The sequence below is a fragment of the Cellulomonas triticagri genome, assembly GCF_003696205.1.
GTDB lineage: Bacteria > Actinomycetota > Actinomycetes > Actinomycetales > Cellulomonadaceae > Cellulomonas > Cellulomonas triticagri.
This window is the reverse complement of record NZ_RFFI01000012.1, coordinates 23,094-39,494: the sequence shown is the minus strand read 5'-3', so window position 1 is coordinate 39,494 and position 16,401 is coordinate 23,094. Positions and strand designations below refer to the sequence as shown.

The following is a 16,401-nucleotide window of genomic DNA, read 5'->3' as shown; positions in this document are numbered from 1 at the left end:
CCTGGACGAGGGGAGGGCGCCGTGGAGGTGCTCCGCGTGTTCAACAACAACCTGGTGCTCGCCCGCGACGACTCCGGGACCGAGGTGATCCTCACCGGTCGCGGGCTCGGCTTCCAGGCGAAGCCGGGTTCCCGGGTCGTGCAGGAGCGGGTCGTGCGGGTGTTCCGCCCGGACGACGGTCGGGACCCCGACCACCTCGCGGGGCTGCTCGCGGGCATCCCGCCCGAGCACGTGCAGCTGGTCAGCGAGGCGCTGGTGGAGGTCGGGCTCGAGCGCCTCGCCGCACGCCCCGCGCTCGTGGTCGCCATGGCGGACCACGTCGGGCTCGCCCTCGAGCGGGCCCGGGCGGGGCAGGTGGTCGAGTACCCGCTGCTCGCCGAGGTGACGACGCTGTACGGCGAGGAGCACGCCCAGGCCACGACGCTCCTCGCCGCGATCAACGCGCGCGTCCCGGTGCCGCTGCCACGGACGGAGGCGGTCGGGCTGGCGCTGCACCTGGTGAACGCCGGCGTCGCCACGGGCGACCTCGCGCACAGCTACACGATGACCGGGCTGATCCAGCAGTTCCTCGACGTCGTCGCCGCGGCCCACGGGGTCGTGGTCGTCCCCGGGAGCGTGACCGTGGGGCGGTTCATCACCCACCTGCGGTACCTGTTCGTCCGCATCCACCAGGGACGCCAGCTCGACGACCACCGGCACTCCGAGGTGGGGGAGGCGATCCGGCGGGCGTACCCCGCGGAGGCGCGGACGGCCGACCAGCTGGCCCGGCTCGTCGAGCTGCGCCTGCGGGCCACGCTCAGCGACGACGAGGTGGCGTACCTGGCGCTGCACATCACCCGGATCGCGCAGGACGCGGGGCAGGCTCCCTAGCCGCGTGCCACGGGCAGCTGGACGTCGTCGGGGAGCTCGGGGTGCGGGTCGTGGTGCGGCGCGTCGCCCCGTCGTCGTCCGGCGAACAGCGGCCGGGTGACCGCCGCCATCGCGTAGAGGGCGATGGCGAGCAGCACGATCGTGGCGCCGGGCGGCACGTCCTCCCAGTAGGTGATGGACAGGCCGACGACGCTGACGGCGACGCCGATGGCCGAGGCCAGCGCCATGGTGCGCGCGAACGACCCCGCGATCAGCTGGGCGACGGCGACCGGGACGATCATCAGCGCGCTGACCAGCAGCAGCCCGACGACGCGCATCGCGACGGTCACGGTGAGCGCGGACATGGTCGCGACCACCATGTTGAGGGCGGTGACCGGCAGGCCGGAGCCGCGCGCGAACTCCTCGTCGTGGCTGACGGCGAACAGCGCGTGCCGCAGGCCGAGGCCGACGAGCAGGACCCCGACGGCGAGCCCGGCGATCCACCACAGGTCCGCGGTGGACACCGTGGAGATCGAGCCGAACAGATAGGACACGAGGTTGGCGTTGGTGCCGCCCGCGAGCTTGATCAGCAGCACGCCCCCGGCGATGCCGCCGTAGAACATGATGGCGAGCGCGAGGTCGCCGGACGTGCGGCCCCGGGCGCGCACCCACTCGATCGCGGTGGCGCCGACGACGGACGCGACGACCGCACCGGGCACGGCGAGCGTGTCGGACGGGACCAGGCCCGCCCACGTGCCGACCAGCCAGCCGAGGGCGACGCCGGTGAGGGCGACGTGGCCGATGCCGTCGCCCATGAGCGCGAGGCGGCGCTGGACGAGGAACGTCCCGACGACGGGCGCGGCGGCGCCGACCAGCACGGCGGCGAGCAGCGCCCGCTGCATGAGCGGCGAGGAGAGCATCGCCTGGAGGGTCTCGAACCAGGTCACGGGAGGACCTCCATGGACAGCCCGGTGCTGCCCGCGCCGGGCTGGGCGGGGTCGGCGTGCGGGTGGGTGTGGTCGTGCGCGTGGTCGGCGTGCTCGCCGCGCGCCGACGGTGGCGGGCCGTCGTAGACGACGCGGCCGTGGCGCAGGGCGACGGCGCGGTCGATGAGGTCGGCGAACGAGCCGAGCTCGTGCAGGATCACCAGGACGGTGCCGCCGCGCTCGTGCAGGGCGCGGACGGTGGCGACGAACGTCTCCTGCGTGGGCAGGTCGATGCCGGAGGTCGGCTCGTCCAGGACCAGCAGGTCGGGCTCGCGGACCAGGGCGCGGGCGATCAGCACGCGCTGCTGCTGGCCGCCGGACATCTGCAGCACGGACCGCTTCGCGTGCGCGGCCATGCCGACCTGCTCCAGCGCGGCCAGCGCCCGGCGGCGGGCGTCGCGCGGCGGGCGCAGCGTGCGGCCGTGCACCAGGCCGGAGACGACGACCTCGACGGCGGTCGCGGGCACGCCCGCGCCGACCGGGAGCCGCTGCGGCACGTAGCCGACGCGGTCCCAGGGCACGCCGTTGCCGAGCCGGGAGCCGAGCAGGTGCACCTCGCCCGCGGTGCGCGGGGCGATGCCGAGCAGGGCCCGGACCAGCGTGGACTTGCCGGAGCCGTTGGCGCCGAGCAGCGCGACGACCTCGCCGCGCTCGACGCGCAGGTCCACGCCCTGCAGGATCTGGTGCCCGCCGAGCGTGACGTCGATCCCCGTGGCGAGGACCGCCGGGGTCCCCGCCCCGGTCGGCGTGCCGGTCACGCGCACCCCAGCGCCGTGCGCAGCGTCTCGAGGTTGGTGCGGGCGATCGACGCGTAGTCCTGGGAGTCGTCGGTCAGGCCCTCCAGCGGGTCGAGCACGGCGGTGTCGACACCGAGCTCGTCGGCCAGGGTCTCGGCGACCTTCGGGCTGGCGAGGGTCTCGAAGAAGATCGTGGTGACGCCCTCGTCGCGGACGACCTGCCCGACCTCGGCGAGGCGGGCGGGGGAGGGCTCGGCCTCGGGGTCGACGCCCGCGATGCCGACCTGCTCCAGGTCGTAGCGCTCGGCGAGGTAGGAGAACGCCTCGTGGGTGGTGACGATGGTCCGGGTGTCGCAGGTCGCCAGGCCCTCGCGGTACTCGGTGTCGAGGTCGGTCATCGCCGTGGTGAACGCGGCCGCGTTGGCCTCGAAGGTGGCGGCGTTGTCCGGGTCGATCTCGGACAGCTGCGCGGCGACGTCGTCGGCGACGGCGGGCAGGCGGGAGGGGTCGAGCCAGAAGTGCGGGTCGAGGGAGCCGTGCTCGTGCTCGTCCTCGGCGTGGTCCTCGGCCTCCTCGCCGTGCTCGTCGTGCTCGGCCTCGTGCAGGTCGGTGTCCTGCGCGGCGTCGACGATGTGCGCGGGCGGGTTGGCGTCGACGGCGTCGTCCACGGCGGCCTGGAACTGCGAGAGGTACACGACCAGGTCGGCGCGGCCGACCTCGTCCACCTGGGCGGGGGAGAGCTCGAGGTCGTGGGGCTCGGCGCCGGGGGGCGTCAGGGAGTCCACGGAGACGAGGTCGCCGCCGACCTGCTCGGTGACGTACTGCAGCGGGTAGAACGAGGCCAGCACGCTGATGCCGTCCCCCGCGTCACCGGTCCCGCCCGAGCCCCCGGAGCCGCCCGAGGAGCACGCGCCGAGCGCCAGGGCGGCGACGACTGCGGTGGGCACGGCGAGGGTCAGGGTGCGGCGAGGACGGGGCATCGGGCCATCATCCGCCTGTTGAGAACGAGAGTCAAAACCCGCGCCGACCACGGGCTCGGCACCGACCGCGCGGGGCGGGCTCCGCCCGGTAGCCTGGGCCGCGATCCTCCCCGCACCACCCAGGCGCGGGACCACCGGCACCAGGAGCACTCACCGTGGCAGCACCCTCCCGTCTCGACTCCGTCGTCTCCCTCGCCAAGCGGCGTGGGTTCGTCTTCCAGAGCGGCGAGATCTACGGCGGGTCGCGCTCCGCGTGGGACTACGGGCCCCTGGGCGTCGAGCTCAAGGAGAACATCAAGAAGCAGTGGTGGCGCACCGTCGTGCAGAGCCGCGACGACGTCGTCGGCCTCGACTCCTCGGTGATCCTGCCCCGCAAGGTGTGGGTCGCCTCCGGCCACGTCGGCGTGTTCACCGACCCGCTGACCGAGTGCCTGTCCTGCCACAAGCGGTTCCGCGAGGACCACCTGCTGGAGGAGTTCGAGGAGAAGAAGGGCCGCGCGCCCGAGAACGGCCTCGGCGACATCGCCTGCCCCAACTGCGGCACCCGCGGCCAGTGGACCGAGCCGCGCGACTTCAACATGATGCTCAAGACCTACCTCGGCCCCGTCGAGGACGAGTCCGGCCTGCACTACCTGCGGCCCGAGACCGCGCAGGGCATCTTCGTGAACTTCGCCAACGTGCTCACCACCGCGCGCAAGAAGCCGCCGTTCGGCATCGGCCAGATCGGCAAGTCGTTCCGCAACGAGATCACGCCGGGCAACTTCATCTTCCGCACCCGCGAGTTCGAGCAGATGGAGATGGAGTTCTTCGTCGAGCCCGGCACCGACGAGACCTGGCACCAGTACTGGATCGACCAGCGCACCGACTGGTACGTGGACCTCGGCATCTCCCGCGAGAACCTGCGGCACTACGAGCACCCGGCCGAGAAGCTCTCGCACTACTCGAAGCGCACCGTCGACATCGAGTACAAGTTCGGGTTCAGCGGCTCGGAGTGGGGCGAGCTCGAGGGCATCGCGAACCGCACCGACTTCGACCTGAAGACGCACACCGAGCACTCCGGCCAGGACCTGTCGTACTTCGACCAGACGTCCGGCGAGCGCTGGGTGCCCTACGTCATCGAGCCCGCCGCGGGCCTGACCCGCTCGCTGATGGCGTTCCTGGTCGAGGCGTACCACGAGGACGAGGCGCCGAACGCGAAGGGCGGCGTCGACAAGCGCACCGTGCTGCGCCTCGACCCGCGACTCGCCCCGGTGAAGGCCGCGGTGCTGCCGCTGTCCCGCAACGAGGCGCTGTCCCCGAAGGCCCGCGACCTCGCCGCCGAGCTCCGCAAGAACTGGAACGTCGACTTCGACGACGCCGGTGCCATCGGCCGCCGCTACCGCCGCCAGGACGAGATCGGCACGCCGTTCTGCATCACGGTGGACTTCGACACGCTCGAGGACCAGGCCGTCACCATCCGGCACCGCGACGACATGACGCAGGAGCGCGTGGCGCTGGACCAGGTCACCGCGTACCTCGGCGCGCGCCTGCTCGGGGCCTGACCCCTGGGCCTCGGCCACTCCCACGGCCACCGCGCGGGTGGCGCCCCCGACCTGGAGGTCGGGCGGCGCTCCCGCGTGGTGGTCGTCGTGCTGCTGGTGCTCGCCGCCGCCGTCACCGTCGCGGGGCTGGTCGCGCTGTGGCCGGGCGGGGACCGTCCCGTCCTGGAGACCGCCCCCGAGGGGTCGTCGTACTCCGAGGTGACGGTCACGGACGTCGAGCTGCTCGCCGACTCCGCGAGCGGCCCCGTGCTGCTCGCCGACGACGCCGACGGCGAGCAGATCATGGTGCAGGTCGCGCCCGAGTACCTCGACGTGGTCGAGGCGGGGGACCGCATCCGGGTGCTGAACCTGCCGGTGGCCGAGGGCGTCGCCGCGCCGTACGTGTTCGTCGACCTGGTGCGCGGACCGCCGATGGCGCTGCTCGCCGCCGTCATGGGCGTGCTCGTGCTCGTCGTCGCCCGCCTGCGGGGGCTGGGCGCCATCGCCGGCCTCGTCGTCTCGGTCGGCGGGGTGCTGTGGTTCACGGTGCCCGCCCTGGTCGAGGGGCGGCCCGCGCTGCCCGTCGCGCTCGTCACCGCGTCGGCGCTGATGTTCGTGCTGCTGTACCTCGCGCACGGCGTCTCGGTGCGCACGTCCACGGCGCTGCTCGGCACCCTGGGCGGGCTGGTCGCCACCGCCGGGCTCGCCGCCTGGGCCACCGGTGCGACCCACCTGAACTTCCTCGGCGGCGAGTACGCCATGGACCTGCGCTCGCTCGCCCCCGAGGCGGACCTGCGCGGCATCCTGCTGTGCGGCATCGTCCTCGCCGGGCTCGGCGTGCTCAACGACGTCACCATCACCCAGGTGTCGGCGGTCTGGGAGCTCCGGGCCGCGTCGCCCGCGTCGACCCGCCGGGACCTGTTCCGCGGCGGCATGCGGATCGGCCGGGACCACATCGCGTCGACCGTCTACACCGTCGCGTTCGCCTACCTCGGGGCGGCGCTGCCGCTGGTGATCCTCGTGGCGATGTCCGACCGGACGCTGCTCGACACCCTCACCAGCGGGGAGATCGCCGAGGAGGTCGTCCGGACGATGGTCGGGTCCATCGGCCTCGTGCTGGCGATCCCGCTGACGACGGCGATCGCGGCGCTGCTCGTCCCGGCGGCCGAGCCCACGGCGTCCCCTGCGTCCCCGGAGCCCTCGACGCCCTCGGCGCCCGGCCCTGTCGCGGACCCCGCGACTCCCTGACCTCCCGGTACGGGTCCCGGCCGCGCGGGCCCAACCTCCCGGCAGTACCGTCGCCGGATGGACGAGGTCACCCTGCTCAGCCCCGACGGGCTCGTGCAGAGCCCCGCGTACTCCCACGTCGCCGTCGTGCCCCCGGGCGCGACGACGCTCTACGTCGGCGGGCAGAACGGCGTGGACGCGCACGGGGACCTCGTCAGCGAGGACTTCACCGCCCAGACCGCGCAGGCCCTCGCGAACCTGCGGACCGCGCTCGCCGCGGGCGGGGCCACGCTGGACGACCTGGTGTCGTGGTCGATCCTCGTCGTGGACGGGGTCGACGTCGCCGCCGGGGCCCGGGTCGCGGCGGGTGTCCTCAACCCGGAGCGCCGGCCCCCGCTGATCACGCTCGCGCGCGTCGCCGGCCTGGGCGTCCCCGGCGCACTGGTGGAGGTCTCCGGCATCGCCGCCGTCCGGCGCTGACGCACCGCCGCCCCCAGCACCCCGCCCCCCAGCACCGCGCGCCGCCGAGCGGTCAGCAGGTGCGGGGTTCCGGGCGCGCGGACCAGCACCTGGTGACCGTTCGGCGGCTGGGGGGGAAGGGGGGTCAGGGCGTGCGGTCGGGGTCGCCGAGCGTGTGCACGTGGGCGTGGGCGTGCCCGTCGGGCTGCGCGTGCCGGGCGGGCGCCGCGCCGGAGCGGGTCACCACCAGCGCCGCGATGCCGGTGGTCAGCGGGATCGCCAGCACCAGCCCGATCGAGGACACCATGGTCCGCACGATCTCCTCGGCGAACTCCCCGGAGGTCAGGGTCGGGCCGAGCGGCAGCTGGTAGATCTCCAGCAGCATCAGCACCGGCAGCGCCGCCCCGGTGTACGCGAACGCGATCGTGTACACGGTGGACGCGATGTGGTCCCGGCCGATGCGCATGCCGCCCCGGAACAGCTCGCGGCGGGTGGCGCCCGGCGACGCGGCGCGCAGCTCCCACACCGCGGACGCCTGCGTGATCGTCACGTCGTTGAGGACGCCGAGCCCGGCGAGGACCAGCCCGCTGAGGAACAGCCCGCGCAGCGACGTCGCCCCGGACTCACCGAGCAGCTGCGACAGCCGGTAGGAGTCCTCCGAGCTCACCCCGGACAGCCGCGCCCACTGCGCGGCCACCACTCCCAGCGCGGTCGTGGCGGCGAGCCCGGCGAGGGTGCCCAGCAGCGCCGCGGAGGTGCGCAGCGACAGCCCGTGCGCCAGGTACAGCACCACCGCCATGATCACCGTGGACGCGCTGAGCGCGACCACCACGGCGTTCTCGCCCCGCAGCAGCGCGGGCAGCACGTAGGCGCCGATGACGACGAACGCGAGCACGAGCCCCACGAGGGCCAGGAGCCCGCGCGTGCGGGCCACCAGCACGATCGCGAGCACGAACAGCAGCGCGATCGACACCAGCGGCAGCGTCCGGTCGTAGTCGTGCCACGCCCAGACCTCGGAGTCGGAGTCGGTGGCGGGGTAGTGCTCCACGAGGATGCGCGTCCCGGCGGGCACGTCGGCCGCGGTGGTCCCGGCGGTGGCCCAGACCTCGACCTCCTGCCCGCGCTGCTCGCCGCTGGTGACCGTCGCCTGCACCCGCAGGCAGTCCACGGTGGTGGGGATGGTGCCGTCGGTCCGCCGGTCCTCGACGGTGCCCTCGCACTGCTCCTGCGTGGTCCCGGTGACCGTGGCGGACGGGTAGTCGATGGCGACGGCCTCGACGGTGCGCGCGGTGGACGCCTCGCCGTGCGGCCAGGTCAGCGCCATGCCGACCGCGGCGGCGAGGATCAGCGGGAGCAGGATCGCGGCGATCGCGCGACGGGTCCGGGTCGCCGCGGCGGGCGTGGGGCGGGTCGGCACCCGACGATTGTGCCGGGTCGCACGGCACCCGGCGCGACGCCCCGGTTCCGGGTGCGCCGCGCCGGTGGGGGACAATCGGGGCATGACCGCTCTCCCCACCGCCTCCTCGGACGCCGCCACCGCGGCGCCGGGGCACGTCCTGCCGCCGCTGCGGATCGGTCCGCTGCAGATCGACACCCCCGTGGTCCTCGCGCCCATGGCCGGGGTGACGAACGCGGCGTTCCGGCGGCTGTGCCGGGAGTCCGGCGCGGGGCTGTACGTCGCCGAGATGGTGACGTCCCGCGCGCTGGTGGAGCGCGGCGAGGAGTCCATGCGGATCATCTCGCACGCCCCGGACGAGAAGCCGCGGTCCGTGCAGGTGTACGGCGTCGACCCGGCGACCGTCGGTGCGGCCGTGCACCTCATCGCGTCCGAGGACCGCGCCGACCACGTCGACCTGAACTTCGGCTGCCCGGTGCCCAAGGTCACCCGGCGCGGCGGCGGTTCGGCCCTGCCGTGGAAGAACGAGCTCTTCACGTCGATCCTGCGCGCCGCCGTGTCCGCGGCGGCGCCCTACGGCGTCCCGGTGACCGTGAAGATGCGCAAGGGCATCGACGACGACCACCTGACGTACCTGGAGGCGGGCCTCGTCGCGCAGGACCTCGGCGTCGCCGCCGTCGCGCTGCACGCCCGGACCGCCGAGCAGTACTACTCGGGCACCGCGGACTGGGAGGCCATCGCCCGGCTCAAGGAGACCGTGACCGACATCCCGGTGCTCGGCAACGGCGACATCTGGTCCGCCGAGGACGCCGTGCGGATGGTCACGGAGACGGGCTGCGACGGCGTCGTCGTCGGCCGCGGCTGCCAGGGGCGTCCGTGGCTGTTCGCCGACCTCGCGGCGGCGTTCGCGGGCTCGCCGGAGCGCATCCGCCCCGGTGCACGCTACGTCGCGCAGGTCATCCGCCGGCACGCCGAGCTGATGGTCGAGGCGTTCGGCGACGAGGGCAAGGCCCTGCGCGAGCTCCGCAAGCACATGGCCTGGTACTGGAAGGGCTACGTCGTCGGCGGCGAGCAGCGCGCGGCGCTGGGCCTCGTGTCGTCGCTCGCGGAGCTCGACGACCGCCTCGCGGCCCTCGACCTGGACCAGCCGTACCCGGGCGAGGCCGCCGAGGGCCAGCGCGGGCGCGCGGGCACCCCGAAGCGCCCGCACCTGCCGGACGGCTGGCTGGACAGCCGCGCGCTGTCCGAGGACTTCCGGCGCGGCCTCGCGGAGGCCGAGCTGAGCGTCAGCGGCGGCTGAGGCACCGCCCCCGGCCGCGCGAGGTCGGGGGTACGCGACGAGGTCGGCACATCCGATGTGCCGACCTCGTCCCGTTCTGCCGACCTCGCGGCCCGGCGCGTCAGCGCACGCGCAGCCAGACCGTGGTGTCGCCCGGCAGGTCCGCGCCGACCGGGGCGTCGCCCGGCAGGCCGGAGGCGAGCAGCACCTCGGCGTCGGCGGGCAGCGCCACCGGCGTCGACCCGAGGTTCGCGACGACCAGCACCGAGCCGTTGCGCACCGCGATCACGTCGGGCGCGTCGGCGTAGGCGGGCTCCCACGCCGCCCCGCCGAGGCCGAGGCGCTCGGCCTTGCGCAGCGCGATGGTCTCCCGGTACAGCTCGAGCGTCGACCCGGCGACACCGGTCTGCGCGTCGGCGGCGTAGGCGGCCCACGACGCGGGCTGCGGCAGCCACGTCCTCCCGTTCGGCGAGTAGCCGAACCCGGGGGCGGCGGCCTCCCACGGCAGCGGCACGCGGCAGCCGTCGCGGCCGCGCTCCTCGCCGTTCGTGCGGAAGAACGCGGGGTCCTCGCGCACCTCGGCGGGCAGCGACGTGTGCTCGGGCAGGCCGAGCTCCTCGCCCTGGTAGAGGTACGCCGACCCGGGCAGGCCGAGCAGCAGCAGCGAGGCGGCGCGGGCGCGGCGCAGGCCGAGCTCCTCGTCGGGCTGCTCGTCGTGCGCGGCGATGCCCTTGGGGCGCGACGACGGGTCGGCGAGGCCGAGGCGGGAGGCGTGCCGCACCACGTCGTGGTTCGACAGCACCCACGTGGTCGGCGCACCCACGGAGTCGTTGACCGCGTAGGAGGCCGTGATGACCTCGCGCAGCGCCGGCGCGTCCCAGCCGGTCGCGAGGAACGCGAAGTTGAACGCCTGGTGCATCTCGTCCGGGCGCACGTAGCGCGCCAGCCGGGACAGCGGCTCGACCCACGCCTCGGCGACGAGCATCCGGTCGCCGTCGTACTCGTCGAGCACCGCGCGCCACGCCCGGTAGATCTCGTGCACGCCGTCCTGGTCGAACATCGGGCCGGAGTTGCCGGAGCCGTTGACCGCGTCGGCGGCGTCGGCGTCGTCGGTGCCCTCGATCATCGAGACGTGGCCGTCCCAGTCGGGCAGGCCCTCGGCCTTGACCATGCCGTGCGCGACGTCCACGCGGAACCCGTCCACGCCCCGGTCCAGCCAGAACCGCAGCACGCCCTCGAACTCGGCGCGCACCTCGGGGTTCGACCAGTCGAGGTCGGGCTGCTTGGTGTCGAACAGGTGCAGGTACCACTGGCCGTCGTCGACGCCGTGGCGCTCCGGGGTCAGCCGGGTCCAGGCCGCGCCGCCGAAGATCGAGCCCCAGTTGTTCGGCGGCTCGCTGCCGTCCGCGCCCTTGCCGTCGCGGAACAGGTAGCGGGCGCGCTCGGGGGAGCCCGGCGGCGTGCGCAGGGCCTCCTGGAACCACACGTGCTCGTCCGACGAGTGGTTGGGGACCAGGTCCACCACGACGCGCATGCCGAGGTCGTGCGCGCGGGCCAGCAGGTCGTCGAAGTCGGCGAGCGTGCCGAAGATCGGGTCGACGTCGCGGTAGTCGGCGACGTCGTAGCCGGCGTCGGCCTGCGGGGACCGGTAGAACGGCGAGAGCCAGACGGCGTCCACGCCGAGCGCGGCGAGGTGGTCCAGACGGGCGGTGATGCCGGGGAGGTCGCCGATGCCGTCGCCGTTCGCGTCCGCGAACGAGCGCGGGTACACCTGGTAGATCACGGCGTCGCGCCACCAGGCGCCGTCGGCCCGGCCGGGCTCGTGCACCACCTGCGGCGCGGTGGCGTCGGCGGTGCGGTTGTCGAGCAGGGTCACGCGGGTCCTCCGGGAGATGCGGGTGCTGAGCTGGTCGACCCGCGCACGATGAGCTCCGGGTGGAACAGCAGCTCGGTGCGCGAGGTGGGGGTGCCGTTGATCTCCGCCATGAGCGCGGAGACGGCGGCCTGACCCATCGCGGCGACGGGCTGGCGCACCGTCGTCAGCGGCGGGTCGGTGAAGCCGATGAGGGGGGAGTCGTCGAAGCCGACGACGGACACGTCGCGCGGGACGTCGAGCCCGCGCGACCGGGCGGCGCGGATCGCGCCGAGGGCCATGAGGTCGGACCCGCAGACGATGGCGGTGTGCCCGGAGTCGAGCAGCTCGTGCGCCGCGGTGGCGCCGCCCTCGACGGTGAACAGCGTGGTGTTCACGTGCGGTGCGGCGTCCTCGACGCCGAGCTGGGCGCGCAGCTGCGCGGCGAACGCGGCGCGCTTGCGGGCGGCCGGGACGAAGCGCTCGGGGCCGATCGCCAGCCCGATGCGGCGGTGCCCGAGGGCGACGAGGTGCCGCACGGCGAGCTCGATCGCGACGGCGTCGTCCGTGGCGATGGCCGGGGCGTCCACGCCGTCGGCCTTGCCGTTGACCAGCACGATCGGCAGGCCGCGGGCCCGCAGGGTCTCGTACCGCTCCGTCGACGCCTGCGTGTCGGCGTGCAGGCCGGAGACGAACAGGATCCCGGCGACGTCGTGCTCGAGCAGGATCTCGACGTACTGGTCCTCGGTGGTGCCGCCGGGCTGCTGGGCGCACAGCAGCGGCGTGTACCCGCGCTGGGTCAGCATCGACTCGATGACCTGGGCCATCGCGGGGAACACCGGGTTGGTGAGCTCGGGCACCACGAGGCCGACCAGGCCGGCGTGCTTGGTCCGCAGCGTCGAGGGGCGCTCGTAGCCGAGCACGTCGAGCGCGGCGAGGACGGCCTGGCGGGCCTGCGAGGACACGCCGGGCTTGCCGTTGAGCACGCGGGACACGGTCGCGGTGGAGACACCGGCCTGCTCGGCGAGGTCTGTCAGACGGGTACGCACGGAGGCGAGCGTATTGCGCACGGCCACCCCCTCGTCATCGTCTTTGCCTGGCGAGCCGCGACCGGGCGGCACCCGGGCGACACGGAGCACTGTAACCGATGCCAGAAAGTTGCTGTAACGACTTGCAAGAGCCGTCGGCCGCGGGCTAGCGTCCGGGCATCGAGCCAGCGTCGGCGGTGCCGCCGGTGGCCGGTCCCGCCCCTTCTCACGCCTGGGAGACACCCCGATGCGACGGAGCATCCCCGCCCTCGCTGCGACCGCGGTCCTCGCGCTCGCGCTCACCGCCTGCTCGAACGACTCGGGCACCGACACGTCCTCCGACGAGACCTCCGCGGCTTCCGCCGAGGGCTCCCTGACGATGTGGGTCGACGACACCCGCATCGACTCCATGCGCCCCGTCGTCGAGGCCTTCACCGAGCAGACCGGCGTCGACGTCGAGCTCGTCCAGAAGGGCACCGGCGACATCGGCCCCGACTTCGTCACCCAGGTGCCGACCGGCGAGGGCCCCGACGTGATCGTCTCCGCCCACGACGGCCTCGGCGAGTGGGTGAACAACGGCGTCGTCGCCCCGATCGAGCTCGGCGACAAGGCCGACGGCTTCGCCGAGTCCGCCGTGTCCGCCATGGCGTACGACGGCCAGACCTACGGCGTGCCGATCTCCATCGAGAACATCGCCCTCGTGCGCAACGACGCGCTGCTCGCCGAGACCCCGGCGACGACCTTCGACGAGCTCGTCGCGCAGGCGCAGGGCGCCGGCACCGAGTTCTCCGTCCTCATCCAGCAGGGCGAGGAGTCCGACCCGTACCACCTCTACCCGCTGCAGACCTCGTTCGGCGCCCCGGTGTTCGAGCAGGCCGCGGACGGCTCCTACACCGACACGCTGGCCCTCGGGGGCGAGGCCGGCCACGCCTACGCCGCGTACCTCGCCAAGCTCGGCGCCGAGCGCGTGCTCGACCTGTCGATCGACGGCGACCGCGCGAAGCAGGCGTTCCTCGACGGCAAGGCGCCGTACATCGTCACCGGCCCGTGGAACACCGCGGCGTTCCAGGAGGCCGGCATGGACATCTCCGTGCTGCCCGTCCCGTCCGCCGGCGGCCAGCCCGCGCAGCCGTTCGTCGGCGTGCAGGGCGTGTTCATCTCGGCGAAGTCCGAGAACCCGGTGCTCGCCAACGAGCTCGTCGTCAACTACCTCACGAGCGAGGAGGCGCAGGACGCGCTCTACGAGGCCGGCGGCCGCCTGCCCGCGCTGACCGCCTCCGCCGACAAGGTCGACGACCCGGTCCTGCAGGGCTTCAACGAGGCCGGCGCCACCGGTGCGCCGATGCCGGCCATCCCCGCGATGAGCTCGGTGTGGTCCTTCTGGGGCGCGACCGAGGCGCAGCTCGTCGGCGGCCAGGCCGCCGACCCGGCCGGGGCCTGGGACGCCATGGTGGCGAACATCCAGGACGCCATCGGCAACAACGCCTGACCTGGTGACCGGGGTGGGCGCCGGGACCGCACGGTCCCGGCGTCCACCCCCGCCGTGCTCCACCCGCCTGTCCCGCCCCTGAGAGGCCCCACGCATGTCCGACCAGTCGACCCTCCCGGAGGTCGTCCCCGACGACGACCCCGGCACCGAGCGCGGCCGCCGCGGGACGCGGGGCACCACCTCGCACGCCCGCTCCATCCGCCCCGGGTTCATCGCCAAGCTCATCCTCATCGGCACGGTCGACGCGCTCGGCGTCTACGGCGTGCTCGCGGCGTGGGCCGTGCAGTCCTGGGGCATCCTCGCGTTCCTCGTCGTCGCGCTCGCGGTGGCGAACTGGGCGTACTTCTCCCGGCGGATGCTGCCCGCCAAGTACCTGGTCCCGGGCCTGCTCTTCCTGGTCGTCTACCAGCTCTACGCGATGGGCTACACGGGCTACGTCGCGTTCACCAACTACGGCGACGGGCACAACTCCACGAAGTCCGACGCGATCTCGCAGATCGCCGCGCAGAACGAGCGCCGCGTCGAGGGCTCGCCCGCGCTGCCGCTCACCGTCGTGCGGCAGGGCGACGACCTCGGCTTCGCGGTCCTCACCGAGGACGACGACGTCGAGGTGGGCACCCCCGACCAGCCGTTCGCGGTCGCCGACGACGCCACCGTCGAGGGCGGCCGCATCACCGCGGTGCCCGGCTGGGACGTGCTCGGCTTCGCGGAGGTCGCGCAGGACCAGGAGGCCATCACCTCCCTGCGGGTGCCGTTCTCCGAGGACGCCGACGGCGGGTCGGTGCGCACCCAGGACGGCTCGACCGGGTACGTCTTCCGCTCGGCGCTCGAGTACGACGCGGCCGCGGACACCTTCACGGACACCGACGACGGCACCGTCTACACGCCCAGCGCGTCGGGCAACTTCGTCTCCGAGGACGGCGAGCGCCTCACCCCGGGCTGGCGCGTCGGCGTCGGGTTCGACAACTTCACGTCGATGGTCACCGACTCGCGGATGGCCGGGCCGTTCGCGCAGATCTTCCTGTGGACCTTCGCGTTCGCGTTCCTGTCCGTCGCGACGACGTTCGCGCTCGGCCTGTTCCTCGCCATCACGTTCAACGAGCGGCGGGTGCGCGGGCGCCGGATCTACCGGTCGCTGCTGATCCTGCCGTACGCGTTCCCCGGGTTCCTGTCCGCCCTGGTGTGGCGCGGCATGCTCAACGAGCGCTTCGGCTTCGTCAACGACGTCGTGCTCGGCGGGGCGAGCATCGGCTGGCTCACCGACCCGTGGCTCGCCAAGGTCGCCGTCATCGGCGTGAACCTCTGGCTCGGCTTCCCGTACATGTTCCTCATCTGCACCGGCGCGCTGCAGTCCATCCCGTCGGACATGGTCGAGGCCGCGCGCATCGACGGCGCCGGGCGGTGGCGGATCTTCCGGTCGCTGACGCTGCCGATGCTCATGGTCTCGGTCGCGCCGCTGCTGATCTCGTCGTTCGCCTTCAACTTCAACAACTTCTCGCTGATCTACATGCTGACCGGCGGCGGGCCCAACTTCATCGGGACGCCGTACGTCGTCGGGCACACCGACATCCTCATCTCGATGGTCTACTCCGTGGCCTTCGAGAGCGGCGTCAAGCAGTACGGCGTCGCGAGCGCGTTGTCGATCCTCATCTTCATCATCGTCGGGGTCATCTCCTACCTCGGCTTCCGCCGCACCCGCACCCTCGAGGAGATCTGATGGCCCGCACCGCGCCCCTGCAGGAGCCCCGGCTGCGCGGCCGCCGCTGGTGGTCCGAGATCGGCTGGCGGCACGTCGTCGGCGTCGTCATGATCGCGATCTGCGTCCTGCCGCTGCTGTACGTGCTGTCCGCCTCGCTCAACCCCGGCGGCACGCTCACCGGCTCCAACGAGCTGTTCCGCACGTTCAGCCTGCAGAACTACGTCGACCTGTGGCCGCGGCAGTTCGGCTCCTGGGCGCTGAACTCCCTGCTGGTCTCCGGCGTCACCGCGATCGGCACCGTGCTCATGGGCGGTGCGGCGGCGTACGCGTTCTCGCGGTTCCGGTTCCGCGGTCGCCGGGCGGGGCTGACCACGCTGCTGCTGGTGCAGATGTTCCCGCAGATGCTCGCGTTCGTGGCGCTGTTCCTGCTGCTGCTCTCGCTCAACGAGGTGTTCCCGGCCATCGGCCTCAACACCCAGCTCGGCCTGATCTGCGTCTACCTCGGTGGCGCGCTCGGCGTGAACACGTTCCTCATGTACGGGTTCTTCAACACCGTCCCGCGCGAGCTCGACGAGGCCGCGAAGATCGACGGCGCGACCCACGCGCAGATCTTCTGGACGATCATCCTGCGGCTGGTCGCGCCGATCCTCGCCGTCGTCGGGCTGCTGTCGTTCATCGGCTCGTACGGCGAGTTCATCATCGCCCGCGTCGTGCTGCAGCGCCCCGAGCGGTTCACCCTGGCCCTGGGCCTGTACAACTGGGCGGCGGACGAGCGCAACGCGCGCTGGGGGCTGTTCGCCGCCGGTGCCGTGCTCGCCGCGATCCCCGTCGTGCTGCTGTTCCTGTTCCTGCAGCGCTACATCGTCGGCGGCCTGACCGCCGGATCCGTGAAGGGCTGAC

General features: G+C 73.4%; 14 protein-coding genes. 8 read left to right on the top strand and 6 right to left on the bottom strand.

Annotation, left to right across the window (positions count from 1 at the left end):
* The first annotated feature begins 21 nt into the window (after positions 1-21).
* Positions 22-870 (top strand): PRD domain-containing protein, encoded by an 849-nt coding sequence (locus EBM89_RS03745; RefSeq protein WP_122148120.1) that lies wholly within the window; start codon positions 22-24, stop codon positions 868-870.
* Here EBM89_RS03745 and EBM89_RS03740 read toward each other — a convergent pair.
* From EBM89_RS03740 to EBM89_RS03730, 3 genes are read right to left on the bottom strand one after another with little or no spacing between them, the layout of a single operon-like run.
* The gene (locus EBM89_RS03740) at positions 867-1,769 is read right to left on the bottom strand and encodes a metal ABC transporter permease (protein ID WP_199731965.1); all 903 of its coding nucleotides are present in this window, start codon (positions 1,767-1,769) and stop codon (positions 867-869) included. The two genes, EBM89_RS03745 and EBM89_RS03740, sit on opposite strands and share 4 nt — an antisense overlap.
* Before the next feature lie 23 nt (positions 1,770-1,792).
* Positions 1,793-2,593: a metal ABC transporter ATP-binding protein gene (locus EBM89_RS03735; RefSeq protein WP_122148131.1), complete on the bottom strand. Its 801-nt coding sequence runs from the start codon at positions 2,591-2,593 to the stop codon at positions 1,793-1,795.
* Positions 2,590-3,552, bottom strand: a complete 963-nt coding sequence (locus tag EBM89_RS03730; RefSeq protein WP_122148118.1) for a metal ABC transporter substrate-binding protein — start codon at positions 3,550-3,552, stop codon at positions 2,590-2,592. The genes EBM89_RS03735 and EBM89_RS03730 overlap by 4 nt, the downstream gene beginning before the upstream one ends.
* Positions 3,553-3,707: 155 nt before the next feature.
* Between EBM89_RS03730 and EBM89_RS03725 the strand changes: the two genes are divergently transcribed.
* From EBM89_RS03725 to EBM89_RS03715, 3 genes are all read left to right on the top strand, one after another.
* Positions 3,708-5,093, top strand: coding sequence for a glycine--tRNA ligase (locus EBM89_RS03725; RefSeq protein WP_122148117.1), 1,386 nt, complete (start codon positions 3,708-3,710; stop codon positions 5,091-5,093).
* Positions 5,094-5,168: 75 nt separating this feature from the next.
* A complete protein-coding gene (locus EBM89_RS03720; protein WP_233571519.1) occupies positions 5,169-6,320 on the top strand; it encodes a YibE/F family protein in 1,152 nt (383 codons plus the stop codon).
* A gap of 57 nt (positions 6,321-6,377) precedes the next feature.
* Positions 6,378-6,779 carry a RidA family protein gene (locus EBM89_RS03715; RefSeq protein ID WP_122148115.1) on the top strand — a complete coding sequence of 134 codons (402 nt, stop codon included), beginning with the start codon at positions 6,378-6,380 and terminating at the stop codon, positions 6,777-6,779.
* Between the two features lie 124 nt (positions 6,780-6,903).
* On the opposite strand, the gene EBM89_RS03710 is transcribed toward EBM89_RS03715, so the two are convergent.
* Positions 6,904-8,175, bottom strand: coding sequence for a YibE/F family protein (locus EBM89_RS03710; protein WP_233571518.1), 1,272 nt, complete (start codon positions 8,173-8,175; stop codon positions 6,904-6,906).
* Positions 8,176-8,257: 82 nt separating this feature from the next.
* Between EBM89_RS03710 and dusB the strand changes: the two genes are divergently transcribed.
* Positions 8,258-9,454: a tRNA dihydrouridine synthase DusB gene (gene dusB, locus EBM89_RS03705; RefSeq protein WP_122148114.1), complete on the top strand. Its 1,197-nt coding sequence runs from the start codon at positions 8,258-8,260 to the stop codon at positions 9,452-9,454.
* A gap of 100 nt (positions 9,455-9,554) precedes the next feature.
* Here the strand turns inward: dusB and EBM89_RS03700 are convergent, their stop codons facing one another.
* Both EBM89_RS03700 and EBM89_RS03695 read right to left on the bottom strand, forming a co-directional pair.
* Positions 9,555-11,309 (bottom strand): glycoside hydrolase family 13 protein, encoded by a 1,755-nt coding sequence (locus EBM89_RS03700; protein WP_439647157.1) that lies wholly within the window; start codon positions 11,307-11,309, stop codon positions 9,555-9,557.
* Positions 11,306-12,334: a LacI family DNA-binding transcriptional regulator gene (locus EBM89_RS03695; protein ID WP_122148128.1), complete on the bottom strand. Its 1,029-nt coding sequence runs from the start codon at positions 12,332-12,334 to the stop codon at positions 11,306-11,308. Before EBM89_RS03695 ends, EBM89_RS03700 begins: the two co-directional genes overlap by 4 nt.
* 226 nt (positions 12,335-12,560) lie before the next feature.
* Between EBM89_RS03695 and EBM89_RS03690 the strand changes: the two genes are divergently transcribed.
* From EBM89_RS03690 to EBM89_RS03680, 3 genes are all read left to right on the top strand, one after another.
* The gene (locus EBM89_RS03690; RefSeq protein ID WP_122148113.1) at positions 12,561-13,802 is read left to right on the top strand and encodes a sugar ABC transporter substrate-binding protein; all 1,242 of its coding nucleotides are present in this window, start codon (positions 12,561-12,563) and stop codon (positions 13,800-13,802) included.
* A gap of 94 nt (positions 13,803-13,896) precedes the next feature.
* Positions 13,897-15,519 carry an ABC transporter permease subunit gene (locus tag EBM89_RS03685; RefSeq protein ID WP_122148112.1) on the top strand — a complete coding sequence of 541 codons (1,623 nt, stop codon included), beginning with the start codon at positions 13,897-13,899 and terminating at the stop codon, positions 15,517-15,519.
* Positions 15,519-16,400, top strand: a complete 882-nt coding sequence (locus tag EBM89_RS03680) for a sugar ABC transporter permease (RefSeq protein ID WP_122148111.1) — start codon at positions 15,519-15,521, stop codon at positions 16,398-16,400. Before EBM89_RS03685 ends, EBM89_RS03680 begins: the two co-directional genes overlap by 1 nt.
* Position 16,401 lies beyond the last annotated feature (1 nt).

Bases quoted from the DNA above. Each gene is read 5' to 3' on its own strand.
- EBM89_RS03740 (WP_199731965.1), bottom strand. From the start codon at position 1,769: ATGCTCTCCTCGCCGCTCATGCAGCGGGCGCTGCTCGCCGCCGTGCTG.
- EBM89_RS03730 (WP_122148118.1), bottom strand. From the start codon at position 3,552: ATGCCCCGTCCTCGCCGCACCCTGACCCTCGCCGTGCCCACCGCAGTC.
- EBM89_RS03715 (WP_122148115.1), top strand. From the start codon at position 6,378: ATGGACGAGGTCACCCTGCTCAGCCCCGACGGGCTCGTGCAGAGCCCC.
- dusB (WP_122148114.1), top strand. From the start codon at position 8,258: ATGACCGCTCTCCCCACCGCCTCCTCGGACGCCGCCACCGCGGCGCCG.
- EBM89_RS03690 (WP_122148113.1), top strand. From the start codon at position 12,561: ATGCGACGGAGCATCCCCGCCCTCGCTGCGACCGCGGTCCTCGCGCTC.
- EBM89_RS03685 (WP_122148112.1), top strand. From the start codon at position 13,897: ATGTCCGACCAGTCGACCCTCCCGGAGGTCGTCCCCGACGACGACCCC.
- EBM89_RS03680 (WP_122148111.1), top strand. From the start codon at position 15,519: ATGGCCCGCACCGCGCCCCTGCAGGAGCCCCGGCTGCGCGGCCGCCGC.